The sequence below is a fragment of the Methylomonas sp. AM2-LC genome (assembly GCF_039904985.1).
Taxonomy (GTDB): Bacteria; Pseudomonadota; Gammaproteobacteria; order Methylococcales; family Methylomonadaceae; genus Methylomonas.
The window spans coordinates 2,438,160-2,463,655 of the sequence record NZ_CP157005.1 but is presented as its reverse complement, the minus strand read 5'-3'; the positions used below and the strand labels follow the sequence as shown (position 1 = coordinate 2,463,655).

At 47.0% G+C, this 25,496-nt stretch carries 19 protein-coding genes; 2 read left to right on the top strand and 17 right to left on the bottom strand.

The annotated features are described in order from the left end of the window. Positions 1–194: 194 nt before the first annotated feature. From ABH008_RS11130 to ABH008_RS11105, 6 genes are all read right to left on the bottom strand, one after another. Positions 195–6,956 carry a JAB domain-containing protein gene (locus ABH008_RS11130; protein WP_347989923.1) on the bottom strand — a complete coding sequence of 2,254 codons (6,762 nt, stop codon included), beginning with the start codon at positions 6,954–6,956 and terminating at the stop codon, positions 195–197. After that, positions 6,953–8,932, bottom strand: a complete 1,980-nt coding sequence (locus ABH008_RS11125) for a hypothetical protein (RefSeq protein WP_347989922.1) — start codon at positions 8,930–8,932, stop codon at positions 6,953–6,955. Before ABH008_RS11125 ends, ABH008_RS11130 begins: the two co-directional genes overlap by 4 nt. A gap of 2 nt (positions 8,933–8,934) precedes the next feature. Continuing rightward, positions 8,935–9,567, bottom strand: coding sequence for a hypothetical protein (locus ABH008_RS11120; protein WP_347989921.1), 633 nt, complete (start codon positions 9,565–9,567; stop codon positions 8,935–8,937). Positions 9,568–9,649: 82 nt separating this feature from the next. Then, on the bottom strand, positions 9,650–10,144 hold the full coding sequence (locus ABH008_RS11115) for a hypothetical protein (RefSeq protein ID WP_347989920.1): 495 nt from the start codon (positions 10,142–10,144) through the stop codon (positions 9,650–9,652). A 328-nt stretch (positions 10,145–10,472) separates the two neighbouring features. After that, positions 10,473–13,292, bottom strand: a complete 2,820-nt coding sequence (locus tag ABH008_RS11110; protein WP_347989919.1) for a hypothetical protein — start codon at positions 13,290–13,292, stop codon at positions 10,473–10,475. A gap of 9 nt (positions 13,293–13,301) precedes the next feature. After that, positions 13,302–14,183: a hypothetical protein gene (locus ABH008_RS11105; protein WP_347989918.1), complete on the bottom strand. Its 882-nt coding sequence runs from the start codon at positions 14,181–14,183 to the stop codon at positions 13,302–13,304. An 89-nt stretch (positions 14,184–14,272) separates the two neighbouring features. On the opposite strand from ABH008_RS11105, the gene ABH008_RS11100 reads away from it, so the two are divergent. Next, positions 14,273–15,298, top strand: a complete 1,026-nt coding sequence (locus ABH008_RS11100; protein WP_347989917.1) for an acyltransferase — start codon at positions 14,273–14,275, stop codon at positions 15,296–15,298. 97 nt (positions 15,299–15,395) lie between these two features. Here ABH008_RS11100 and ABH008_RS11095 read toward each other — a convergent pair whose 3' ends face one another. The 10 genes from ABH008_RS11095 to ABH008_RS11050 form a co-directional block, all read right to left on the bottom strand. Next, positions 15,396–17,120, bottom strand: coding sequence for a hypothetical protein (locus ABH008_RS11095; RefSeq protein ID WP_347989916.1), 1,725 nt, complete (start codon positions 17,118–17,120; stop codon positions 15,396–15,398). After that, positions 17,117–17,716: a hypothetical protein gene (locus ABH008_RS11090; protein WP_347989915.1), complete on the bottom strand. Its 600-nt coding sequence runs from the start codon at positions 17,714–17,716 to the stop codon at positions 17,117–17,119. The genes ABH008_RS11095 and ABH008_RS11090 overlap by 4 nt, the downstream gene beginning before the upstream one ends. Beyond that, positions 17,716–17,943, bottom strand: a complete 228-nt coding sequence (locus ABH008_RS11085; RefSeq protein ID WP_347989492.1) for a hypothetical protein — start codon at positions 17,941–17,943, stop codon at positions 17,716–17,718. The genes ABH008_RS11090 and ABH008_RS11085 overlap by 1 nt, the downstream gene beginning before the upstream one ends. Positions 17,944–18,038: 95 nt before the next feature. After that, the gene (locus ABH008_RS11080) at positions 18,039–18,533 is read right to left on the bottom strand and encodes a hypothetical protein (RefSeq protein ID WP_347989914.1); all 495 of its coding nucleotides are present in this window, start codon (positions 18,531–18,533) and stop codon (positions 18,039–18,041) included. Further along, positions 18,530–18,736 (bottom strand): hypothetical protein, encoded by a 207-nt coding sequence (locus tag ABH008_RS11075; protein ID WP_347989913.1) that lies wholly within the window; start codon positions 18,734–18,736, stop codon positions 18,530–18,532. Before ABH008_RS11075 ends, ABH008_RS11080 begins: the two co-directional genes overlap by 4 nt. A gap of 49 nt (positions 18,737–18,785) precedes the next feature. Beyond that, positions 18,786–18,983 (bottom strand): hypothetical protein, encoded by a 198-nt coding sequence (locus tag ABH008_RS11070; protein WP_347989912.1) that lies wholly within the window; start codon positions 18,981–18,983, stop codon positions 18,786–18,788. 12 nt (positions 18,984–18,995) lie between these two features. Continuing rightward, positions 18,996–19,493: a hypothetical protein gene (locus tag ABH008_RS11065; protein WP_347989911.1), complete on the bottom strand. Its 498-nt coding sequence runs from the start codon at positions 19,491–19,493 to the stop codon at positions 18,996–18,998. A gap of 9 nt (positions 19,494–19,502) precedes the next feature. Continuing rightward, positions 19,503–20,540, bottom strand: coding sequence for a major capsid protein (locus tag ABH008_RS11060; protein WP_347989910.1), 1,038 nt, complete (start codon positions 20,538–20,540; stop codon positions 19,503–19,505). Between the two features lie 270 nt (positions 20,541–20,810). After that, entirely contained in the window at positions 20,811–21,449 is a 639-nt protein-coding gene (locus ABH008_RS11055; protein WP_347989909.1) for a hypothetical protein, read from the bottom strand. A gap of 97 nt (positions 21,450–21,546) precedes the next feature. Continuing rightward, the gene (locus ABH008_RS11050; protein WP_347989908.1) at positions 21,547–21,864 is read right to left on the bottom strand and encodes a hypothetical protein; all 318 of its coding nucleotides are present in this window, start codon (positions 21,862–21,864) and stop codon (positions 21,547–21,549) included. 405 nt (positions 21,865–22,269) lie between these two features. On the opposite strand from ABH008_RS11050, the gene ABH008_RS11045 reads away from it, so the two are divergent. Then, complete coding sequence (locus tag ABH008_RS11045) at positions 22,270–23,859, top strand: hypothetical protein (protein ID WP_347989907.1); 1,590 nt, start codon at positions 22,270–22,272, stop codon at positions 23,857–23,859. Between the two features lie 356 nt (positions 23,860–24,215). Here the strand turns inward: ABH008_RS11045 and ABH008_RS11040 are convergent, their stop codons facing one another. Continuing rightward, entirely contained in the window at positions 24,216–25,379 is a 1,164-nt protein-coding gene (locus ABH008_RS11040; RefSeq protein ID WP_347989906.1) for an acyltransferase family protein, read from the bottom strand. Between the last annotated feature and the right edge of the window lie 117 nt (positions 25,380–25,496).

Below are 25,496 nucleotides of genomic sequence, written 5' to 3'. Positions count from 1 at the left end.
ATTATAATATTCATTTTATAAAACGATCAGTTTCAGACGTTTAAGCGACTTAAGCATCCAAAAAAAACATTTCATTTTATTATTCAATATTATCCCGCACTCATATTTTTGGCAACAAAATTTGTTAATCATTTTTGCCCTTCAAACTGTTTGCCAAATCAACCATCAATAGAGGCGTTTTTTTATTGATAGGCTCATAATAAATGCCACCATCCATATTTAATAGCCGTGTTACGAAACGCTCTTTTTGTACCTTCCGCCCCCGCCACCTGTTTTTCTGCTTGTTGCCACAAAGCCTGATCAAAATCGCTATAATGCGTCAGCTGCTCAAGCCAGGGCGACAAACCAGTGTCTTCTCCCATACCATGCAAAAACTCGCCTCGGCTTAAAGCCTTATCCAGATTACCGCCTTGCGTGTTTAGACGTCCGATAAATTCCTGAGTCAGCATCAACAAGGGTAATTGCGCTTCCACACCTTGCGCGACAGCGTGGGTGGCTAGGCTAAAAATATTATCGCCATTGACAGGCAAACGGCTCAGCAAAGCCTGCCCCAGCACCAACGGTACTGCTTGTTGCAACACATAATCTATCACTTGTTCAGCTCGACTTGCCTCGCTGGGATGCGCTGTTTTCCCTTGTGTAAAACTGATGCTGGCATAACGGTACAATTGTTTAAACAAACCTGCCAGCGGTTCTGCACGCGCCAACACCCACAAGCTATCCGACTCAGCACCCAGTAACAAACTGGCTACTTTTTGATCTGCAGCCAGGATGGCGTCATATTCCACATCACCCTGCATCGAGGTTTGTTCGTAAACACTTAACCAGCAACACATTTCTGCCACTTGCCGGGCGCGTATCATGACAATATCGGCAAGCAACTCTGTCACACTAGAGCCACCCTGTGTTTCCATGCGTTGGCGCAGCACGTCCAAATCGCTAAGCCGCTTACCATTGCGATAGCGCATAAACTTGGAAATATCGTTAACAAACTCGACACTGCCAAACGGGTTGCCCAAATAGCGGCCTATACCGCTCGCCAACCACTTTGGCTGTAACTCTGAAACTACTTTGTCAAAGCCTAAGGCATTGCTGGCCGCATTTAACACTTTAACACTTAAACCCGCCATTACTGGACTGAGTTTAAACTTGGCCATTGCGGTTTCGGCATTATCAACCTCGCGGTTAACCGCGCTTAAATCGGTTACCCAGGCTAATAAATCAACCACCGGCCGTGGATTAAAGCCGACCATAATATTGGCCATTAACGAGTCATTATGCCCAAACTTCTGTATATCCAGTATATTTTCCTGCCATGCGAGGTCACGAATAATATCCGCCGCACCACTAAACATACCGGATAGCGAATAGCCCAAGCGCCCAAATAGCACCGGGGCATCGTAGGGATTGATAAAACATAAGCGCGTAGCGGTAGAGATATGCGGCGTTTCCTGACTGCCCAATCCCAGTGCATCATATCGCAGCGGATAAAAGCCACCGCGTAACACCACCTCAACCGGCTGACCCTGACGATTATTCACAGAAAGACTACGTGCATAGGGGGTAAGCCAGTGTGGTGCCATACCTAAAATTTTCTGCTGTTGTTCAGCAATTTGTGGACGCAAATCAGCAAACACATCCCAAATTTGTTGAATGATTTGCCAATCTTCGGCGTGCAGGGTCGCCAGTATCGATGTCAAGTCGGCAGGCTGCCATTTTTCGCCACCTAATAAGCGTTGTATACTGCCTTGATTTGCTGTGTATAAAGCGATAGTGAGGCACATTTCCCGGTTTAAGCTGCGCTGGATATGCGGAAAAAATTGTTCAGCTCTTGTGGCATCTTCAGGTAACAGCATTTCCATAAAACCCGCCAGCTTGAAAAAGGTCTGCGCCCTAAAACTGTTTTCAAAAATAGCACTATCGATAGCGGGCCTTATCAGATAATCCCACACTGGTCCCTGCTGCTTGCCACCCCCCAGATAATCTACCCAATAGGCAGCGCGGGTTGCCAGAGCATTGTAGCCCTGCAAAAATATCAGGCCGGTCGGTTCGTAATTTTGTTTTGTCTCGGCATGTTGCTGTATGCTGCGCAACATGGGTTTAACCAGCGACTTAAAGCTGTGCTGGCCATTACCGGTTAATACCCGCTGCGGCAAGGCGGCCAAATGCTCTATCTGTTTCAGCGTATCCAGTAATTCTGTAAACTGGTCATAATGCATTTGCAAATAGGGTATACCTTTACCGGCAATAATACGCGTGGGTAACACTACTTGTATGCCTAATTGTGCCTGAATAGCCAGCCATTCGGTCATACTTTCCGCAAAACTAACTTCATTAAAACTGTTATTGTTGCCGGACAAATAAAACTTATCCAGTAAACCAGACATCAGCATAAACTCTCTGATAGGTAATTTGTGGTTACCTTGGATAAATTTCTGACTATATTCCAAACCAGTGGCTATTTCAGATTCTAGCTGTAAAGCCTGGCGTGTTGCATAAAAATTAATTAATTGCTGGCGTTTGCTACGCGAAGCCTGAAGTGGATTTTCTTCTTGCAAAGCTTGCACACAATCCGCTGCACAGCTAGCTTCGGCATGTAAAAAGTGTTGATGACGCACATTACCCAGGCTTAAGCCACTCAGCATACGCCGTGCATAAGCTTGCAGAGTATCTACGGAAACGCGCATATCATCGGCGGCTATGGCCAAGGCATCCGCTTCCATAGCCAGTAATTTAGCACGTACTTCGTTATGCAATGCCGCTTGCACAGCACTTTTCAACGCTTGCGGTGTACCGAGTTCAGCGTAATGTTCCAACAGGTATTGATCAGTTAAGCGGCGAATAGCCTGATTGGGTGCTTCGGCTTGTAGCAAGGCCATCACTAGTTCTATAGCAGACTCATAATCATACCATTCTGCAACGGCCTCTATTGGCCACTCGGCATCGTGTGCAACCATACCCAAACGGCTTAAGTGCGCCTGTTGCTCAACTGTTAAAGACAATGCTGCCAAGCCTTTAGCATCCAGTTTTACGTCGGAATTTTTCGCGGTTAAAATATCCCAAGCCCGGTACACCGGCATGTCCTTCACCTGCGCACGCATTTGTTTACGTATCTGGCGGCGCAAGCCACTGTGACGCTGTTGTAAACTGCGTAAAGTACCGCGCCCAGCATTTTGTAACCATTGCATATCGCGTAAAGCTTTACCTTGCAAACTGCGATTGGCGGCACTATTGGCTGCCTGCTGTAAAGCCTGATACTCAGCAAACTCAATGGCGCTCATGCCCGCCGCCTTCGCCGTTTTAAACAACGGACGCATAGCACGTACTTGTTCTGCCAGCCGGATTTCTTCACTACTGGCTAACATGCGGTCAAACACAGAACGCACTTCTTTAGTTAACTGTGAGTTTAACGAGCGTAAGGAACGATAGATTTTCAGCAACCAGGCTCTAAAGCGTTCAAACACGCTCTGTAAAGCCAGATTAGGTGCCTTACCGGCGAACAAATAAGCTTCAAAACTTTCTGCAAATTTTTCGTGATAAACGCGCTTTTGTTCAAAATCCAGTTGTTGCCAGGCTTGCAGACTTTCCACCCCAAACCAGTCTAACAGAATACGCGTATCGGCCAGAATCTGCTGCTTGCTGGAAAGCGACAAATCCTGCTCGCTATCTGCATCTATATCGGGTTCAGAATCTGTACCCGCATCTGCCAGCGGCTCACCAGGCATGGCCTGCATAAAGCCCAGCTTATTGCTAAAATCCACATTGGCTTCGCGACGCGAATTAATCTGTTTTTTACCGATATCCAGCACATCGGATACCACCACACTCAAGGTAGTAAAAAATCCAACCAAATTATGGATAGCCGCATCCGTTAAATCGCCTTGATTAACAATGATTGCCCGATCTGGGTTAACCATAGATAACACCCGGTGCCAGCTATCCAATCGTCCAGCCGTTCGCAACACTTCCACGTCTTCCGACTTGATTGGCACAAAGGCTTTAGGTCGGCCACCAGCATCCAGCAATAACACCCCAGTGCGTTTTTTAGCGATATATTGAGCATCACTGGTGGAATAAGGTGGGTAAATATTCACTTTAGTCAACGCACTTTCATCCATCATCATGCGTTCCAATACCGGCACATGGCGGATAGCCTGCGGTTTTTTGGTAACACCATGTTTATCATTGGGTTGTATATCCGGCAAGGCTTTGGCCTCATCACCCTCGGCCGGGGTGGGTTCAAACATCCAATAACGACCGCTACCAGACTTGGTGCCGATTAATAAAAACCCGTGCGCAGTAATTTCACTACCTCGAAATACATTAGCCAATTTACGATTCAACACGCGATCAGCCAAACTAAAGGTATTACCATCACCGGGATGATTGTGCGAAAACCAGATATCGGTAGCGCCTTCAATCCGGAACGCCTCGGCGGCTAGTGTCTCTGGCCAGGCGGGTGTTAAATAGCGCGTGCCTTTAAAAGCACCCACAATAGCCAGCGGTACGCCATCTTTGTTGGTCACCAGCGCTTCAAAACGTTCTACCGGAAAGCGTGACATATACGACATGGCTTGCGCAGCCTGCGCCGGGGTTTTTACCACATCAGTCGCCAATAAACGTTTACCATCAATCATCAACTTGGTTTTGGTGGCAAACTCCCCAGGCGGCATATCATCACGGGTACGCAAATATACATGATGTTTATTATAAAAATCATCAAATTCACGACTCACCGCCTCATCGTCTGACATGGGATACATCAGCAGCTCGCCGTTATCGGCTTTATCCGACTTTTTACGTGGGCCTTGAAACAGGGATGCCGCATAATCTTGCAACGATTGATTTTCCGCTTCCTGATCCAGTATGCGCCAGGTCATATCCACTTGCATTTCCAAAAATAAATGCGCCGATTCGTGTAAGAATGTGGAAAGATCGGCGTTTTCATTCAGCGTAATGGTGCGCGTAGCCGGATTGAACGAGCCACGCCCTTGGCCAGTGGCTTTTTCAGTATTAGGTTCATGCGTATAAACTGGGTCTTGCTGCCATGCCTGATGAGTACCAGCCTGAGGCTTTTGTTGTAAAACATCAGCGGATGTATCATCACTCACCATACTGGCTGTCTGTTTTGGCGAATTATCTGGGATTGATTCCGACTGTTTTGCAGTCAGTTGATTGTCTGTAATGGGCGATGTGGATGGCGTTTCTGCAAGGCTATCATCAGTCTTCAACGGCTTTTGTTGCCAATCCTGAGCCTGCTCATGTTCAGCCTCGGGCCCGGCAATTTGCAGTGGATAGTGTCTAAACAACTCTTCACCACTTATACCCAGCTTTTGCCCCTGCACATGATAAAAATGCGCGAGCAAAGTGGCATAATTGTCATGCACAGCCTCAGAAAACCGGCCGACCTGTTGCAATTGGTTAAACACGCTATCTTTAACCGCTTGCATAGCCAATTGACTCTCGTTATTGCTGTGTTGAGCATGCAGCATATCGCTAATTTCTGCCTGTAACTGTTGAGCATGCAACTCCTGATAGTGCCGAGCGTCGGCACGATTAAACACTTCACCCTCCAGTCTGACATGATCCAACAAACGCTGTGCATACACCTGCGGTGCAATTTGTCGCACATATTGGGCAATGGGTACACTCACCTCGCCGCCTGCGGCCAAAGCCGTGGGCAATTGTTGCTGCACTTCAGGCATGCTGGCTAATTGCGGCTGTTCAGCCGCCACTGCCTGCAAAGCCTCAGCATCAATATACACATGCTGCACCGCCCCTTCAGCCAGCGCATTCTCCACAAAATTTTGCAAAGTTTGTGGATTACGCTGTAACACCTTACTGGCAGCCGCTAAGTGATTTATCGCCTGCAAATTCAGCGCCTGTTGCTCGGCGCTGTCGGTCTGGCTACGCTGACGATTAACCAGTGCTTGCACACCGTGCAATAAACCCGTTTGCCCGCCAGTACCGACCACGGTTGCCACCAAAGTTTGCAGGGCCGCATCTGGACGTGCAGCCAGATAATCATCTAAAGTCTGTTCAGGGTGCAACACCGCCCATTCGTTCATATCCTGTAAAACTGTGGCGGCCTGCTCACCCGGAATCTCGCTGGCAATTTGCCGGGTTAATACTTTAAATAATGGCGCACTGGCTTTTAAGTCTTTAAATAACAAGCCCATGGGCGTTTGTTCAGTAGCATATTCAATGGCGGCATCGGCAGCGCCATAAACAGCGGCTTGCGGCGCAGCCAAACCCTGATCCCTAGCGCGGCCATAGGCCTGACCACCCGTGGTTAAAGCCATGCTGTTTAAGGCAAGTTGTGGATTATCCGTCGCCACCGCTAACGGCAACGTCAATAGATTTTGCGAAAGTGATTGTAAGCCTGCGTAATAGCCAGAGGCCAAATTACCCTGCGCAGGCGGTGTCAGGTACTGTCGCCAAGCGCTTTGTGATTGGCGAATTTGCCGAAAGGCAGCGGCCACTGGTTGTGCTATATCCACTGGCAAGACGCTACCCGCCAAAGGCGCAGTCACGTAATGACTTAACAAATCAGCCCCGGCTTCCGCCTGCCCAGCCACACCTTCAGAAAAGCCATACACACCGGACAACAGCGCCTTGCCACTTTGCTTGGCAAACTGCAATGCCTGCTCCATAGCGGATAGATTGGCTATATCATCATGGGCAATAGCCGCCTGCTGCGGTTGAGTTAATAAGTGACTGGTGGCTGGCAAATGCTGCACCAGATGCTGATAATCCACTGTATCCAGACTGGCACGCCTCTGTAAGGTTTCTGTATCCAGTTTTACCGCTTCAACCGGCAATTGATACTGACTGGCCAAACGCTGATTATTGCCTTCCTGATCGGGCTTATTGTCCACAACGGTTTGTAAGGTTTGCCGAATTGCCGCTGCCTGTTCTGCCTGCAAACGGGTCAAATAAGGATTAGTCTGCGTCATTTCAATAAACCTTTCTGTTGTAAATACTGATAAAAAATGTCGTCTTCATTGATGCCTGCCTGCGGATGCAGGTATTGCAAAGCCTGTATAATTTGCTGGCGATCAGCAGTAGGTACCAATACCTTATCCTGCCGACTGTCTACCAATACGGCTGGCTTATCTTGACTAGCCGACAATAAACCTTTAACACCCACCTTGGTAAACAGATGCGCCGCCAAGCTTTGCTGCTCGTCAAAACTTAAAGGCTTGCCGTGTTGCTGTTCTGCTGCGGTTAGCCTTTGCAGAAAAGCGGAGTTTATATGCCCTACCGTACGCAAACCTTGTACATCGGTAGGTTGTGGATGCGGATTAATACCCGCTTCGCGCATAAACTGGTTTAACACATCCTGTACTGGCTGGTTACTGGCTGCCTGGCCTTTTAATAAGCGTTGTTGTTGAGTTTGCAATTGTTGATATTCACGCGAATTTAAACGATCACGCACGGCCATTAAGTTGGTCGTTTTCAAATTATCGGGCTGACTATGCAAGCGATAATACAAACCCCAATCGGTAGCTACTGGCGTACCTTGTGCAATACCACGCGCAAAACTCAACACCTTATCCACATCTTTAGGCGCAATGCCTGCCAACACCTCACTGGGTAATGCCGCATAACGTCCGCCGTTATCCAGCAAAGCTTTAAGCGCCGTTGCCTTGCCCTGTAACTGTTGTTGTTTTAAAGCTTGGCTTTGCAACTGAAACTGACTATCCACTTCGGCCAATACCTGTTTACGCAAGCTAGGGCTGGCAGTATCTCCCAATTGCGCCAATGCTAACGCCTGGGCTTGGGCCTGGCTGGGTGGATTAACTTGCCCACCACCACGCGTAAACGCTTGTAGTTGGCTGTTAACCGACTGTTGAATATTGGCTGGCAGCTGAGCCAGCCAATCGCCCGCTGGTTTTCCGGCTTGCTGCATGGCTTGTTGGGTTAGCTCGGATCCCGCATGCCAAGCCGCCAAGGTTTGTGTCACATCCCCCTTAAACTGTTTAAGCAGTTGCTGAAAATGATTGGCATCTGTGGCGGTGGGCTGCGCCCCCAAGGCCAAGTTTTGTAACCGTAAGGCATCCGAATTTTGTAGACGTGGTGCCAGATGGGACATTACCTGCCCGGCCACCCTGACAGCGGTTTGTCTATCGGTGTTTTTAGTGACTAATTGTGTATTGTGTAACAGCGTATCGCTGTCCATATGCTCGCCAAACTGTTGCAATAGTGCGTTGGCAGTGTCAGTATCACTGTGCTGTAAAGCCGCCTGCACAGCATCGCTTAAGCCAGCAGCGCTGTGTTTAAGTGCTTGCGTCAATCCATACTCATCGGGATAGCCTTCCAATTGCGCTAGTTTAATACTGGCCTGCTGAATAGCGGCCACCCCACCTTGTAACAAGCCTGGATCGTTATAATTCAAACGCATAGTCTGCTGATTGGCAGCAATTGCGGCTTGTGCGACACCGCGTTGATATACCCGCAACTGCTGGCCTTCGTGCTGCTGCAACAATCCGCCGACATGCTCGCGAGCGGCTTGCGCCCAGTGCAGATACATTTGCCGCTGTTCATCATTACCTAAATTGGCCGTTTGCGCGGTAATATGTGCATCCAATGCTGTCAAAGCATTGCTGGCAGCCGGTTTATTATTCTGTAACGGTTGAAACGCCTCCGCACCCTGTTTAAGTAATACCCCGTCGTTACCGTACAATAAATTGTTAATGGTATGCTGGGTTTGGTTCTGCGCATCCTGCACGCGGGTGGCATTCGCCTCTTGCAATTGTTTGGCCTGTATGTGTGCCAACCATTGCACACCCTGTTGCCCAGCCTCCGCAGCCTGCTCTGCCAACGCCGTTTGTGTGGCCCCCACAAAATGATAATCGGCAGTATTGATGGTTTGCCGCACCGCAGGCAGCTCGTTTACTTCCAACTGGCGCTTATACTCGGGCACGCGCATGCTTATCCTCCTTGTCCGGCATAGCGGGTGGCATTGGATAACAATGAGCCACCCGTTGCGCTAGCAGCAATTGCCAATGGATTATTGGTATTCGCCTGCCAGGCACTCAGCCCAGATTGAATTTGATGTGTTTGTTCCTGTACCTGATAACCCCAAGCAGCACGTGCGGCATTACTCTGTAAGGCATTCACATCCTGAGCCCCTAAAAATCGGCTAGTCGCCAATTGATCAAGTGCCGACCCGGAACTTAAATCCACACCATTAGCCGCCAAAGTAGCTTTTTGTTCGCCAATGACCTGCACAGTTTGTAATAGACTTTGCTGAGCCTGCAAACCACCTTGCTGAATGGCGGCACTGCGTTGATAAGCCGCCAGTTGTGCATTATTCTGCTCCACTTCGGCTTGATATTTATTGGCTTGCTGAGCTGCACTAGCTTGCGTAAACGCTGAAACACCCGACAACCCCGCAGTGCCCAGACTGGCGATAGTCCCTACATTTGCCGCCGCCATCGACGCTACCGATCCCACAGCTTCGCCTACACCCGCCATCGCGGTATAACCCCCTGCCGCAGCACCCATCCCCTCTGAACCACCCGCCGCCATCATCAACGCCGCTTCCGAAAATCCATCACACATCAACCCTTCTCCTCATCAATTTACGGCAGACTTGACGCTTAAATCTACCTATCTGCGTTCGTAGTAAGCCCCTTTGCAACAGCTACGTTGCCTTTTTCTCAACAGCGCTTACAGAAAAAACCGAGCTCATTTCAAACCGCATAACCTCAAACCCGGCCCTTGCTTCCTGCCGATCAGTAAACGCAAATCCCAACAATTGCAGCCAGCGCATAATCTTTACCTGTTTAACATCTATAACATTAGTTAAATGCGGATAGACTGAGCGCATGTCCTGCACTCCCTGCCTAGCCTCGCGGGTTAAACGCAGCAAATGTTTATCCAGCAAATCTGTCGCCAACAACCAAGGCGCAGCCTGTGCCACCGTCACAGGCGAACAGCCGCAAATACACAACAACTCATCATCCGCCAGCCAAGCCCGCAAAAATCGCGGATCACTAGCTTGTACCGAAGCAATCACCGCCTCACAAGGCAACAAATCCGTCACCGCCGCCAGCTCCGCAATATCTGCCTGGCGCAAATTCTCAGCCAGATAAACAATATCGGTATCCTGCGGAAACCTAGAAGTAATCCTAACCACTCATCACCCAAAAATAAAAAAATGCATAAACTATTTACAAATTGTGGTGAACGGCATCCAACCGCATGAATTTTCACCCAATAACATTAATTATCGCAATCCAATACAGCACAATTGTTACTTGTGGTTTCATTTTGAGATTGATGGCAGTTATTAAGGCTTTATGGTGCGGTTCGTGCCTCACCGCACCCTACGACATTAACCACACATCACCCCAAATTAAAAAACGTAGGATGTGCCAACCAACGGGCGGTGCATCAATTCCAGTCTTAGCGGACGGCGTAGCTAAAAACCGCTCCACAATAACGCCGTCTCCGTGCGCTAGCACCTAGGACCCAAACGCCACCTCCAACGTCACATCACAAACCGTAATCGGCAACGGCAAATTCTGACTAATCACTACCCCGCCATCCGGCGTAAACTGCGGCATAATATTCACCCTAAACTCCCCGTTCGCCAGCGCCGGATTACCATTACTATCCACCGCCAACGGTGCCACAGGCACCAAAGACGAAACCGAAGGGCCCACCTGACACCCGCAAAAATCCACGCACCGCGCCCAAACCTTATTCACATTCTTAACCCGCCCCTGACCCAAAGACGCATCACCCACCACACTCACCGGTAAAGTTTCCAAAATGGCCGTTATCGGCAACCCTATCGTCACCACACTGGCCGCATAAGGCAAGCTCACAGTTCCCGTGCCATCACTAGAAACAGTCAACCCCGTCACCGCCTTACCATCCAACAACGCCGATACCGTCTGCCCCGCCAACCAGGTTAAACCACTCACCGAGCTGGTTGGCGTACTAAAGGTCTGACTAATCCCGCAATCCACAAAAAACGCATTGGCCAACACCCCGTCATACTGACGGGTATCAAACGCCTCAATATACTGCACCGTGTTTCCTGCAATCACTCGCTCCACAATCGCATACAGCACATCAAAACCATTCTCGGTAATGGTACAAATCGACTTAAACAGGCCATTAGTTGTGGTATGTTGATGCCAAGCCCTGACCTGCTGATCCGGCACATAAGTTAAACCCAATAGTTTTCCGGTTTCGTTTACCGCCCACACCACCGGATACAAAGCCCGGCTAAACGCCATTTCCTTAATGGTATGTCCATTAAACAAATGCGTAGCCAGCAAACTCACATCGTTCGACTCATACCCCGTTAACTGCCACTGATACACCAGCTCACGCACATGACCGCCAGTGGCCGCTACATACAAAGCGGCATTATTCACCACCACTGGCTGCACATTCGTCGCCCCGTTCTGGCTCTGTGCCTTAATGGAAATAGTGGTTGGCGTTAACCCATCGCCGGTTGGCGTATAAATCCGCCACTCCGTAGATGCAGTCAACACAATCAAATCCAGCAACGCAAGAACATGCGAAATAACATTCGCCCGTAGCGCCGCAATACGAATCCGCAACGCATCACTTCCTTGCGAAGGCACCGAATAATTCATATTCGATTCGGTACCTGGCTGTGTCAGCCACAAATTTTGCGGCTGATTATTACTGCCAGCAAACACCCGGCGCTGCTCGTAATAACCCACCGCCGCTGGATAATTTCCCGCACTCGATAGCGGTACCGGACTATCAATCAAAGGATAACTACGCGTTTGATCAGGAGTAATATTATGATCAGCAAAACTCAAAGCCGGCGCCTGCACCTGGCCCACAAACCCAAACGAACCATTATCCTGTGCATACACATTATAAAAACCCGCGCCCGTTACCGCCGTCCAACTGATAGTGTTGTAATTGCCATCAATGGTTAAATCATTACTCGCCAAGGCAGAAGCCGTAGACGGTAAACTTTCTTCCTGACCATACTGATTCAGAGACGTGACAATATAAGAACGATTAACCGGATAACCAGCAGTTGGATGTGTAATCGCCACCGTCGGCGTGGCAGGTGGCGTTAAACTGGACGCAAAACTAATCCCTGCTAATATCCAATCCAAATTGCCATAACGCTCCAGCTGCATGGGCGCATAAGACGGATGCACAAAAGTAACGATATCGCCCGATTGCACATAATGAATATCAAATAAATCCGCCGCCAAATAGTGATTAGGTATTTCATACTCGCCCGTAGCAGGCAGTTGATACCAGAACGCGGTATTGGTCGGCAAATTACCCGTGCTGGCCGCAAGGCAATAATAGGCATTGCTGCCATAACTGCATATTTTACCGGCTACATAGGCAGTAGCGGGGTTGTATACTGAATAAACTGGCGTATAACTGCTGAAATATTGCGCAAAAGTGGCAATATTAGACGGCTCTAAATTAGTGTTAGGCTGGGTGCAAATGTATACATTATCAAACGCATCATGCACATAATCTCCCTGCACATAACTCGCGTTATAATCAAAACCCGTACAGTTAAATGCCTGGGCGCTGATGCTGATTGCGTAAACATAAGCTGATTCAAAAGGCGCTGCTATATCAGCGGCCAGCCTAATATAAGTCGTTGTCGCAGAAGCCGTAAACGTCAACGTGTAGGTATGCTTAAGCGAATTGCCAGGAGTTAACTTTTGAGCTATTAAAGCACCTATAGGCGTTAAAGTGTTTCCTATTGTATTTTCAACAAATACCCATAAAGACGGCTGCCCGACAAAATTAACCACTAGATCATAGGTTGTTCCGATAACAGTGGTTAACGCTTGGTATGCTTGCCCAATATTACCGGTACTTGGCGATTTAAGTGCCATTACATTGCCAATATTGATTGATGCGGTACCGCTACCGGTATGACCATTATTCCAGTTAGGCAAAGACGTTAAAGCACTGTATCGCATGGTGTTATTTGCCACCAACTCGGCACCCAAAATGCCACAGCCATACAATAACGATTCCCCATGTGTGTGAAACCGAAAATACCCAGCCCCCAGTTCAATCGCCATGGTCTGCACTGCGCTAAACGAAAACGGAATCAAGCGTGCACCCAACGCCTTTACCACTGACACAAACCGCGACCCCGCCCGACTCTGCGCCGGACCATGCGGCAACACCACAAAATTCTGACACAACGCCAACCCGGATTGCTCCTTATCCAGATCCAACCGCCCATACATCTCCGGCGAAACCTCACCACCGACAAAGCTGGTTCTTATCGTGCGTTCGTTAGGCATTGTAAAACCTTATAAAATGTTATTAGAGCCGCCGACATTACCGCTCCAGGGCTGCCCACCCCCAACCCCATAAAACGACCCCGCCCTGTGCGCCCTAATCGCATCTGGCACATACACAGGCTTAACCCGCCTTAACAATCCATCCGCCTCAACCGCCCGCGCCAATGCCAAATCAAACACCTGCCCCAACCGCTGCTGTGCCGCAACACCTGTATCGCCTTTCAAAATAGGCCCCGCCAAATAAGAGGCCAACAACAAAGACAACGCCTCAATAAACAACGGCGGATAACCGCTGGCCGACAACGCCAACGCACTCATATACTCCAGCACCGCACTCGGACGATTGCAAAACAACACATTGGCTTCAAAAGCAAAATCAACCAGGCTGGTACCTGTGGGCATCCCCGCGTCAATACCATCACCCACCGCCACCAAATTAAAAAAATCACTCGGCAAGCCATACGCATACAACCACTGAGGATGCACAACGGATACAGACCCAGACGCCGCCCCGCCACTCGCCACCGTCAAGGTAAAGGTATTGGCATCCACCACAGAAACCGCATAACTGCTCCCAGTACCTGACGCATCATAGCTATTGCTGCTATCCGTAAATGTAAAGTTATAACTAGAGCCACTTATTAGGTTATGCCCAGTCATTACACACGTCATCACCGTACCCGCTACGCTATAACTCCCAGCCAAGGCATTTAGTTTGATAGATCGCAACGCAAACGACCACGCATAGCGCTGCAACAACACACTCAAAGCCTGCGGATAAAACAAAGCACAATAAACCGCCTGCATACTGCCATCCGTCAAACTGGAAATATTGGCCACATCACCCAACTTGGCCAACGCTAAATTACAAATATTAATCTGTGTAGTCATCTATAAACCTTGCCTTGGCAGGCGGCGTAATAAAAAACATCATATAAATTGATATACTTTGTTACCTTTCACTCAATACCGCTTACATAATGAAGCATAGATTTGCATACCTGGACGGCATACGCGGCTTGGCTGCAATTTTTGTTGTAACTCGCCATACCCCTAGTTATTGGGATTTCAATGTCTTTCATTCATATCTCGCTGTAGATTTATTTTTTATACTTAGCGGCTTTGTTATCGCTCACGCTTATGAAGATAAACTTACAAACGGTTCAATCAGTTTTTTCAAATTCATTAAAATCCGCTTAATTCGTTTATATCCAATTTTCGGTTTATCGATCACTCTTTGTGCAATTAACCTGCTATTAAATCAACACTTATTTAATGGTAACGATGCAATAGAATTCTTTACTACTGCGCTTTTTATTCCCTACCCAACAGACTCAAGCCCCGAACTATTCCCTCTTAACAATCCTTACTGGTCATTGTTTTATGAGTTGATAATAAACTTCGTTTATGCCTCTACTCGAAAGTGGCAATCCACAAACATATTGCTTTCTATAATAAGCATTTCTGCATTACTATTAATAGGCATCGCATACACACACAATGATTTAAATGCTGGTTTTTTCATGAGCATCCAATCAATTTCCGCTGGTATAGTAAGAGCCGCTTTTGGCTTTTTTACAGGTGTTTTGCTATATAGATATCATGCAAAAATATACAATTACACCAAAAACAGAGCATTACCTTACGTTGCTTTTATCATCGTATTGGTCTCGCTTTCTCTCCCTTATTCAGACTACATTGCCTGGATAGATGTAATCACTGTATGTATACTGTTCCCAATATGCGTAGCATTCGCAGCCACACCAACGTCAAGATCTAAATCAGAATCCATCTTGCTTGCGCTTGGATCCGCAAGTTATCCAATCTATGTACTACACAAACCTTTAAGCGAAATCACTTCCTTATTAATCAACAACGCAGAAGTTAAATTCGCACCCTATAGCGGCATCGCTTTTATGCTAACAATCTTTGGACTATCAATATTTTTAGAAAAATATTACGATATTCCATTCCGCAAAAAACTAACCAGAGCCTTTGTCAAATAATGAATACTTTCAAAAAAATTCTATCAACGGCATTAATTGCCGTAGCCATATTTATATTCCCTGCAATAATTGCAAATATTGCAGGGATTAATATTTATTAAGTGAACGCATACAATGGAAATTTTGCATTAGATGCAGGTGAATGTAATCTATTAGAACCCGGTAACTCGTGTAGTCCGTCTGATGTTGAATTATTAAATACGGTAACACCAGATGCCCAAGTATAGCTAGCTAGTCTTCCATCAATATACCAAACTAAAGGATTTACGGAATCTTGATATAAAACTCTAGAACTATTACCCGTACTTCCCGGGGAACTAACAACTATAGAGCCAGTTAAATCGTAGTTATTAGGGTTTGCTGATAAAGTAATAGTATTACTTGTGCAGCTACAGGTTAAAGAAGCCGTCAATGGCAACCAAAACCCTCCGTCTTGCGTTAAAGCTCCCGCTGAATTGCACTCAACATCATTAGCCAAATCAAAATAATCATATACCCCTGGTAATCCGCCGGGTACAGGTGCGGAAATCGCTCCTTTTCCTGTCCCACCAGTCCTTAACATCCAATTAAATGCAATACGTGCAGCGTTAGATATAGCGGCTGTATTTACACCGCCTGCATTAGATAACGATTGATTTGTAGCTGTTATCCATCCATCAGTACTTGAGGTTACAGGTCTAATTGTACAAGCGTAAATTTGTATAGACGGCAGCGCGTTTGCTATATTATTAAGCATCGCTGCTAATGCAGTTGTCGTTAAAATACCGCTTTGATAAATGTCATTAACTCCATAGTCACAAACTGCGTGAGTAAAATATTTATTAATCGTAGCTCGTCTTTTAGCACCATTTGCGCTAACAAATTGTGCACCTGTTTCACCGCCAACTCCAAATCCTTGTGTAGTTAACAGGCTTCCCATCATTCTTTCTATTGAGCCTAAAAATCTTGATGAATCTGGCTCTTCAAAAGTACCGTAAACTCGACTGTCACCTATTGCAGCAACAGCGGGAAGCGGAATATCTGTAATCCCAAATATACACGCAGGCCTAATGCCCTGCTGTCCGTATGAGCCACCATCAATAGTAGCCCCCGCAAAAGTACCCGTCACTACATTAGTAGCACCAAAATTGCCGGGTGTAGTGGTTCGATAAACTAGATTGTCACCTCCGTCAGGTAGATAACAGTTTCTATTAACCATTACAGAGTCTGTACCCGTAACTAAGTGCATTTCCCAGATTCTAAACTTAGCACCTGCTGGTATTAAATTTGTTAAAACAATTAAGTCCGAATCCAAATCTGTACCTGGGGCTATAACGCCCTGATTAGCAGCATTAAAGGTTATCCTTTGACGCGTTCCACCGATAGGATATTCGATACTTGCTTCGACTGTTAAATTTGTGGTTATCGTACCGCTCCCAGAAAAAGGAGCGTTTAGCGATTCGTTAAATAAATAATTCGCTACTTTAATCCCTATCGCTAAAATATTATTTTGCGCAATATGCGTAGAATAACTTAAAGTAGATTTAGCACCTGTATAAAATACATCATTTAAAGAGGCATTACCGCCAACAGCTCGTATAGCCTGCCTACCATCAGTAGCTCTTAGAGTAGTGCCATCATAATAAAACGAAGTCGCTCTATTGCCTAATACTGAACAGTTACCAATGCCGAGCTTATTACCTAAATAGTCAGATATAAATTTACTAAAAGTGCTGTAGGTTTTATTAAGACCCAGTTGACTCCCAGCATCGTCCATCACCCCCAGCAATGTAACCCCATCGTCCGCATAAATTCCCACTGGTGCTGCGCCCAACTTACTCATAATAATGCCTCTGCAATATGTTCAATTGAATGTTGTCCTAATTCATCCGCCTTATAGACATTAGGAAAATAAAGTCGCTCAGGTTCAAGCACCTGGTGTAAACCAACTGGAAAGTCGGGTATCAAGTCGTATCTACCCGCATAATGCTCAATGGCAAAACCCATGTGCAAAATGGCATCTCGCAAAGTCACATCCACCGTCTTCGGACAAGCAAACAAAATCAGCCGAGTCGGTTTAATCAAAGCCGCCAACAACAACGCCAGCGCCGCTCCCTCGCTATGGCCGCTGATAGTAATGTCCGCATCTAAAGGAAGTTGGTTATACACCCGCAATACCTCAGGATAAATCTGCTCAACCCGGTCCACAAACCCCGCATGCGCCTCACCATCCAAATACACCTTGGTCACCACCAACGCATCGGTTTTAAGGTCCGAAAAATCCCGGGTACCCCGCAAATCAAGATGAAAATGCCCAGGCTGCGCCATGGTAAAAAACCCAAACCCCTGCGGTATAGCCGTTAATATCGCCCGCCCCTCAAACGGTTTATTCTGATAGGCCGCCACCACCGCCAAAGCCGATTTTTTTGCAAGCGACATTACAACTCACCCCGCTCCGCCGCACGGCGCTCAATATGGCTTTTGGCAATGGTGTGGTTATTTTTAATATGAAAATAAACCGTACTGGTGGTGGTAATCCCACCAAAGAGCACTCCAAATGCCACACCATTGGCATTCAAATAAGTCATCACCTCATTCGCCACCAATCCCAAACTGGTGACAATCGAAGCAATCGCACTCACAATGGCTTTATAAGAATCTGTCACGCTAGCCCCCGCAATCCCGCAGATGCTCCAACTTAGCCACAGCCGCCGCCTGCAACTGCTCCACACTCATCACGTTCAACTGCTCTGTGCTGTAATTAGGCACTGGCTGGCTGCACTGTGCTGGCGGGTTTAACGGGGCTGGCTGTGATTGCAGCGCTTGCACTTCCTGCGTTGCCGTTAGCGGCTGACTGTTCGAGCAAGCTAATAAGCTGCTGCTGAGTAAGACTACTAACCACTTGTTGAATCTGCGCATTACTTAAACTCCCACTTTTCTCATTACGAATAATCGCCAACAACCCAGACGCCACCGCAATACCGCCCAGCACCGCCCCCGGAAGATTGCCAGCCAACCCACTTAACACCGCACCCGCCGCATTTGAAGCCAAATCAGTCGAACCCGGTGGCAAATACGTGGCGGCTCCGGCAATCGCAGTCGACAACCCCACTCCCGCATAACTAGAAGCCTGCGGCCCCGCATTCTGAATAGCCGTTAACACCCCCTGCAAAGACGAAGGCGCAGCCGGCAGCTCCGTATACGACACCGCCCCCGTAATCGGATCAACCACTTTCTGGCAAGTCACCGTACTCATGCAGTCACCAGCTCCGCCGCATAATCCGCCGCCGCCAACACCGACAAATTGCCGGATGCATCCTTAATCGCCCAATCATTCACCGACACAGGACCTGTTACAGGAATGACCATCGTGCCATCATCCAACGTGGCATTCAGTTCCGTAATCTGCGCAGCCTGTACCTGTACCACCACCGTTTTCTTCAAACTTACTGCTTTCATGTGAAAATCTCCAAAATTAAAAGGGATGGGCAATTAATGCCCATCAAAATTAAGCTGCGGCAGCGTCCGGATTCTCAATCTCACCCTCCGCACCTAGCGTCTTCACCGCTGCCTGCTTCGACTCCTTAATCAATTCCAGATTCGGCCCAGGCTTGCCCTCACTTTTGCCGTCATACTCAATAATCTCACCGGCTTTAACCAATCCCGATCCAATCACCGAATCCACCAACACCCGATACTTCGCCATAAATACCCCTTTTTAAACAACCGCAAACCCAGACGCATAAAACGTCTTAGGATCATCAACCACATTAGTAAACTCCGCGATAATCGCTCCCGCCGTTACCGTCGCACCCAAGGCCAAAAAGCTGGCACCCAAAAACTCCTGCCCCAAGCCGTTCGACGCACTGCTGGCAATCAGAGGTGGAACCTGAATATAGCCAAACGTACCCGCAATCAGCGCCGATATATTCTGAGAAGCCAATACCGAAGGCGTTGCTGTCAGCGCCGCCGTCGAATCCGTCACAATATTTACTGTCAACCCCGTAGCACCGGTAATGGTGGTCTGAATGACGTATTTAAGATAAATAGGCGTACCCTCGCCCAAATCGATGCCTGTACCATGCCCCGGATTTAAATCCACTGAATAGGGTGATAACACCGCCGCAGCCGTGGTGGCACCCGTCAGGTTAAAACCAGTAATGACATTGTTATTGCCGGATATGGTGCCGGCGATTAATAACTTACTATCTTGCATACATCCCCCTTATGAACTTGATGTGACTTGCGATTCGGTATTTAAAATCTGATCCACCTTACGCAACGGCACACCCATAAACTTGGTCCAACGTTGCGGCACACCAAATTGACTCAACGCCTCATCAATCGACAACGCATAATTCGACTTTTGCAACGCCGCCAAACGTAACGCCGAATACACCGTTCTATTCATATAAAAGCAGGCACGGCCTGCATTTAAATTAGGGATACGATCCAGCGCCCGCGACATTAACCACAACAACTGCGTAGAAGCCGTCGCAGACTGCGTATTGACCTGACCAATCAAATCCGAAGGTAACAGGTTGGCGATGCGCACCACATAACGCCAATCTTTCACCACCAAACCATTTTTCCATTGATAATGGGTTTGGAAGGCCTGATAACGGTTCTGGTTATCATCCCAAGTAGTCACCTCGCCCATATCCTCATGAATCAAACCCGCCTGACTGCCCTTAGGAAACGGACAAAACACCGTGTTCTCACCCCACACCACCAACCAAACCGAGGTTAAATTATTCGATCCGGTACCACCTGCATCTAACACGTTCTGGGCATTACCTGCCGCTGTGTTATTAAAGCGCGGACGCAAACCCATAAACTGACGGGCATCATTGGCCGGATTACCATAAAACAAAGTCTGTGCCTGTACCTGGTTCATAGATTCCAGAAACAACTGATCTTCCTGTAACCGAAACGCCCCCACATCGCCATTCAGCAAGGCCAAATCCTTATCCACCACCGCATACGCTTCCAGCATACCGATCTGCTCATCCACCTGTGCAACGGTGGCCTTACTGGAGGGAATACCCTTGTTATACGATCGCCAGTACACCGCCGGTAAACCTGTCGCTACACTTACGCGGTGACCCGTGGGCAAGTTACCCTCGACAAACACCGCATCTTCTAAAATCTCATTGGTCTGACTCAGCAAGTTGGCAATGACTGCCACCCGCCCATCAGGGTCTTGCATTTTTGCCCAGTCCGCTAACGTCAAAAACTGGTTAGGCAGTGCTACTGTTGTCATATTTAACCCCTCAATAAATCACAATCACCGGCCTTGGCAGGCGGCATAATTAACACTCTATTGGATGCACTAAACTTGCAGCGGCGTAACTACACTGCTGGGTTATAAGCATCCAAACATACAAACCACCCATCATGGCGCCCTTACGCTTTGAAAAATTGTCGGCCACCAGTCGGCAGCGCTTTAAATACGCGTGGATAAGCAAACTTTAACTGCGCAAACCACCAAAGCAACCGCCCGCACACTATTCTCATCCTGACTTTCAGCAACTTACCCATACAACACCTGTGCGGCCGACTTTCCTTTAAGCACTGGCTTAGTGCCACCCGGCACCAACTGATCTTCTGAAATCAACTTCCCAGCTTTAAAAAACGCCCGAATCAATTCCGGATGATTCCCCAGCCCGGTCTTAGCCAGTACGGCTTTCAACTCCGGGGTAGCAAACGCATCCAGCGCTTTTTTGGCAATCCCCAAATTCTCGTCAAACTTATCCCCACCAAATTCTTTATCCGCTTTAGATGCCTCGGTCCATGCCAATACCTCCGCCGATTTATCGGCTTCTATCTTGCCCACAATGCTCTGCGCCTGCTTAACCCCCAAATCCGCCAACGCCTGTGCTTGTTCCTGTTTCAAGCCCAAACCCTTGGCCATTTGTTTAAACTCGCCCAATAATTGCGTATTTAATTGCACCCCCTCCGGCAATTTAAAATCCGCATAATCCGCATAATCCTCATTAGCAACCGCATCAGACGTTTGCTGTTGCTCAACTGGCAGAACGTCATCTGCTGATTGATCCTGCAATTGTGCTGCAACGGGTGCTTGTTCCTCAACTAAAGACGCAGTCATACCCCCCGCATTTTCTGTGGCGACTTGGTTAGTCACACTATTTTCAGCACCGCTATTACTCATCACTATTTCCTCCTAGTTGCTGCGAAAAAACACTAACTCACCACATAAGCCGACATATCCCTGCTTTACACTAAACACTCCATCAAAGCGCCTATGATTACACGTGTTCATCATCCATCTGCTCGCGTAACAGTTGCAGATAGCGTTCAGGTTGATCCTGAAACAAACCAATCAACCAGCGCCCGATATACCTGCGGCCTTCGTGATAAGCCATTTCCAGAGCATCAATCGGCCGATCTTTATGTAAATACAACGCCGCTTGCATTAAGCCGCATTCTGCTAACAATCGGCGTAAAAAACGTCTACCAGCAGCAGTTTCTGTAATGGCTTTAAAATCGGCAGCGGCTAGCAAACGGCGGCGTAAACTTTCCGCCTCGTGTGCCTCGCGCATTTGTTCTTTTTGAAAAATGTCCATGTACACAGCTTATTGCGATCCGTTAAAATCATCCGCACACAAGCTCAAAAATATAACGTAGCCATGATTAGCGTCAGCGTAATCACGGGAATGCTACTACCCCCAAAAAAGACACACACCCAATAAAACCAATATCATCGATATTTCATTGCCCATAAACCAACCATTTGCGTCATACTTTTGTCACAAATGAGTGCCAAAATAATCCAAAAAGTGATTTAATAGTGCTTAAGCAAAGGACAAAATGAAGAATGTCATTTTATTGCAAGGAAACAGCCATATCCCCCATAACGGTTTGACTCTAAAACCAGAGTTTATGCCCGCTAACCACCCAAACAAACAGGTATTTGCAACCACCCCAGCTACACACTTAACTTGCCTGTTGGACCTGCTTAACATGCCAATATGAACTCAGCACTCTTAAAAAGACTATCCGCCATTAGCCAGCATCCAGTGCTAGCTCTGTTAGGGGTATTAATACTGATCAAAGCCTATACAACTTTATCCTGGCGTTATGAAATGGATACGCCGCTACTGCAATATATTGCTTTCCTGATCGATAAATTCCATTACGTGCCATATCGGGATATATTCGAAACCAGCATGCCCGGCACCTTTCTGTTTCATTATTTGATAGTGCATTTTCTGGGATATGGCGACCTTGCCTTTCAATGGGTAAACCTCGTGGTTTTAACCTTACTGATGCTGGTCACTTATCGGTTTATGCGCCGTTTTGGTCAAATAATAGGACTATGGAGTGTGGCGTTATTTTGTCTAATTTACTTAGCAGAAGGTCAGACCATGTACCTGCAAAAAGACTACATTGGACTAATCCCAATTTCCGTGGCTTTTTTGTGTATACCGTTTGATTTTAAAACCGCTACAACGCCGCTGCGCTTTGCGCTGGTTGGCTTAATGTACGGTATAGCGCTGATTATAAAACCGCATCTGATTATTACCTTACCCATCGTTTTTGCCACACTACTGGCTTTTCGCCAGCAATCTGAAACGCTTAGCTGGCAGAATTTTTTAAGTGCTGCCAGTATCACTTTTGCAGGACTGCTAGTGCCACTGTCCATAGTATTACTATGGCTATACCAGCATGAAGCACTCATCACATTCTTAGACATGTTCAGCCAATACTTGCCGTTACACACAGCAATGACGGGCGATCACGTGACCATTTCCGGCTTAAGCCGCATCAGTTACCTGTTAACATCAACTGTTAGATTTAGTGTGTATGGCCCGTTGCTGTTGTCGGCACTACTGGGCTATTTCCAATTTTTAATGCATAAACAACTCACACAGAACAAAGCCTTGCTGTTATTTCTGGGCTGTTTAGCTTTATCAACGCTAGCCTATGGTATTTATCCCACTTTGGCTGGAAAATTCTGGCGTTATCATTATTTGCCTTTCGCCTATTTTTGCTCTATTTCTACTGCATTGTGTTTACTGCCGATGGCCCAACTGCAGGATACGAAATTTATCTATTACTGCAAGAAACTATTAATCTCATTATTCATGTTAGTAGCGGTTAGTCTGCATGGCCAATTACCGGCATTTTTAGCTGTGTTAGGTTCTGATTTATTTCATGGCAAAGAATCGCATATCCCTAAAAATGGCCGCGTTGACGATATAATAAGCTGGCTAAAACCACGCCTAAACCCCGGCGACCTGGTGCAACCACTGGATTGGACAGGCGGAGCCATCCATGCCATGCTATTTTCAGAAGCGCAACTGGCAACCCGCTATATCTACGACTATTACTTTTATCACCATCTATCCAATCCATTTATTCAAGGCCTACGCCAAGCCTTTATTTGCCAAATGACACAATTACGGCCACGTTTTATTATAGATGTTCCCGGCGAAGATAAACCCTGGGTTTCTGGCGTTGATACCACCCGAGAGTTTCCAGAGCTACGCGACTTTATCGCCAAAAACTATAAACCTGCGCATCAGGGCAATAATTACATTATTTATGAAATTATTTAATAGGACGATGAGCCAACCAACGGGCGGAGCATCATTCCAGTTCAATACCGTTATTAGGCGGGTTTATGTTAGTGTCGTAGAGTGTAGTGAGGCACGAACCGCACCATAAAGCCTTAATTACCGACATCAATCTTAAAATAAAACCAAGACTATCAATTCTATGGTATTTGGTCGTGGCAATGAATGTGGTTAGCTTCCGCTCACCACATCCTACGCCCCTGGTGTAAGGGCATAAACAACAATAATCAAAGCTATTACCTTATGGGGCGTCGATAGCGCAGCGTATTGCCGCATGATCGAAGGTAATCGTGTCTCAATACGGCTTCTCCTATTACGACCTATTCCGGTTTATCGCCTTAAACCTGCCAAACCCTACCAACACCAATAGATTTCAGCAACTTAACCAGTTTAAAGGTATGTTTTTCGGTAACCAAAGAAAATAAATAACCATACACACACAACACAACCACGCACAGCATGAAATAACTATAGGCTTTAAAACTGGGCTGCAGCAAGAAGCCGCTATTCAACAATTGATGACTTGCGGCAACTAAAAACACCATAGCCGGAAAATGTACCAGATAAAGCGAATATGAAAAGCCTGCCAGCTTGGTATGTAAAGCATCCCCTCTAAAAGGCTGGCTCAATTGAGAACAGCTGGCCAAAAACACCGAAAACACCAAGCCCAAGCCAAAATCTCTAATAAAATGTGGGTTGATAAATACCGTGTTTACTTGATTAAAATAATGGGTACTTTGCCGGGAAACAACCAGTGCCACTACAAACAACCCAAAACTCAACCAAGGTGATGGTTTAGGCCAATTTGAGCGGCCATAATAATAGGTGGCTACGCCAAGTAGCCATATATTCATCCACAATAAAATTTCCCACGGCAACGCCGCCAGTAACACTATTAATAACGCCGCTGATAGCCATTGCCTTATGCCGCGCATAAAAATAATGGCTATGCACAGTATCCATAAAATATAGTACCACCATTCAAAAGCCAAGCTCCATAACGGTCCATTACTGCCCAATACGGACACGCAGACTTTTTGTAACATAAACAGATTGCCCAGCAACACTTCAATACTTAAATTATCTTTGATGATCGTATCCAGTGAAATAGTGTGGTATTGATACGAATTAGAATAAAGTTGAGCATTATCAAAAGCCAATAACCCCATATAATCCAAGCCATAGCCCACCGCTAAAGCAGGAATAAACACAATATAGATTCTGGAAAATCGATGCGCCAGATAATCAAACACACCGTTTGCTTTTCCCAGCCGCCATTTTTCTAAGGTGAGTGCGCCGACTAATAAACCGCTGACCACAAAAAACACCACCACGGCCTCATGACCTAAACCCGTCCAAAAATAAAACGCTTTAGTGAGTAGACCCGCATTGGCAACATCGTTTAAATCGGCCAGCACAAGATGCCGTACATGATGAACAACCACCAGTAACGCCGCAACCCAGCGCGATATATTCAATACCGAAGAAAATCCCTTATTCATGTTCAAACACCCATACGCCTAAAACTACCCTTTAGTGACATTATTTGCTTGGCGCTGATGCGCATGATTAAAACCAGCCCTGTTACGTTAGCTATTACCCGAATAGAGACAGGTTGT

Bases quoted from the DNA above. Each gene is read 5' to 3' on its own strand.
- ABH008_RS11075 (WP_347989913.1), bottom strand. From the start codon at position 18,736: ATGAAAGCAGTAAGTTTGAAGAAAACGGTGGTGGTACAGGTACAGGCT.
- ABH008_RS11080 (WP_347989914.1), bottom strand. From the start codon at position 18,533: ATGAGTACGGTGACTTGCCAGAAAGTGGTTGATCCGATTACGGGGGCG.
- ABH008_RS11045 (WP_347989907.1), top strand. From the start codon at position 22,270: ATGAACTCAGCACTCTTAAAAAGACTATCCGCCATTAGCCAGCATCCA.
- ABH008_RS11065 (WP_347989911.1), bottom strand. From the start codon at position 19,493: ATGCAAGATAGTAAGTTATTAATCGCCGGCACCATATCCGGCAATAAC.
- ABH008_RS11070 (WP_347989912.1), bottom strand. From the start codon at position 18,983: ATGGCGAAGTATCGGGTGTTGGTGGATTCGGTGATTGGATCGGGATTG.
- ABH008_RS11125 (WP_347989922.1), bottom strand. From the start codon at position 8,932: ATGCGCGTGCCCGAGTATAAGCGCCAGTTGGAAGTAAACGAGCTGCCT.
- ABH008_RS11130 (WP_347989923.1), bottom strand. From the start codon at position 6,956: ATGACGCAGACTAATCCTTATTTGACCCGTTTGCAGGCAGAACAGGCA.
- ABH008_RS11110 (WP_347989919.1), bottom strand. From the start codon at position 13,292: ATGCCTAACGAACGCACGATAAGAACCAGCTTTGTCGGTGGTGAGGTT.
- ABH008_RS11090 (WP_347989915.1), bottom strand. From the start codon at position 17,716: ATGTCGCTTGCAAAAAAATCGGCTTTGGCGGTGGTGGCGGCCTATCAG.
- ABH008_RS11100 (WP_347989917.1), top strand. From the start codon at position 14,273: ATGAAGCATAGATTTGCATACCTGGACGGCATACGCGGCTTGGCTGCA.
- ABH008_RS11105 (WP_347989918.1), bottom strand. From the start codon at position 14,183: ATGACTACACAGATTAATATTTGTAATTTAGCGTTGGCCAAGTTGGGT.
- ABH008_RS11095 (WP_347989916.1), bottom strand. From the start codon at position 17,120: ATGAGTAAGTTGGGCGCAGCACCAGTGGGAATTTATGCGGACGATGGG.
- ABH008_RS11120 (WP_347989921.1), bottom strand. From the start codon at position 9,567: ATGTGTGATGGATTTTCGGAAGCGGCGTTGATGATGGCGGCGGGTGGT.
- ABH008_RS11055 (WP_347989909.1), bottom strand. From the start codon at position 21,449: ATGAGTAATAGCGGTGCTGAAAATAGTGTGACTAACCAAGTCGCCACA.
- ABH008_RS11060 (WP_347989910.1), bottom strand. From the start codon at position 20,540: ATGACAACAGTAGCACTGCCTAACCAGTTTTTGACGTTAGCGGACTGG.
- ABH008_RS11050 (WP_347989908.1), bottom strand. From the start codon at position 21,864: ATGGACATTTTTCAAAAAGAACAAATGCGCGAGGCACACGAGGCGGAA.
- ABH008_RS11040 (WP_347989906.1), bottom strand. From the start codon at position 25,379: ATGAATAAGGGATTTTCTTCGGTATTGAATATATCGCGCTGGGTTGCG.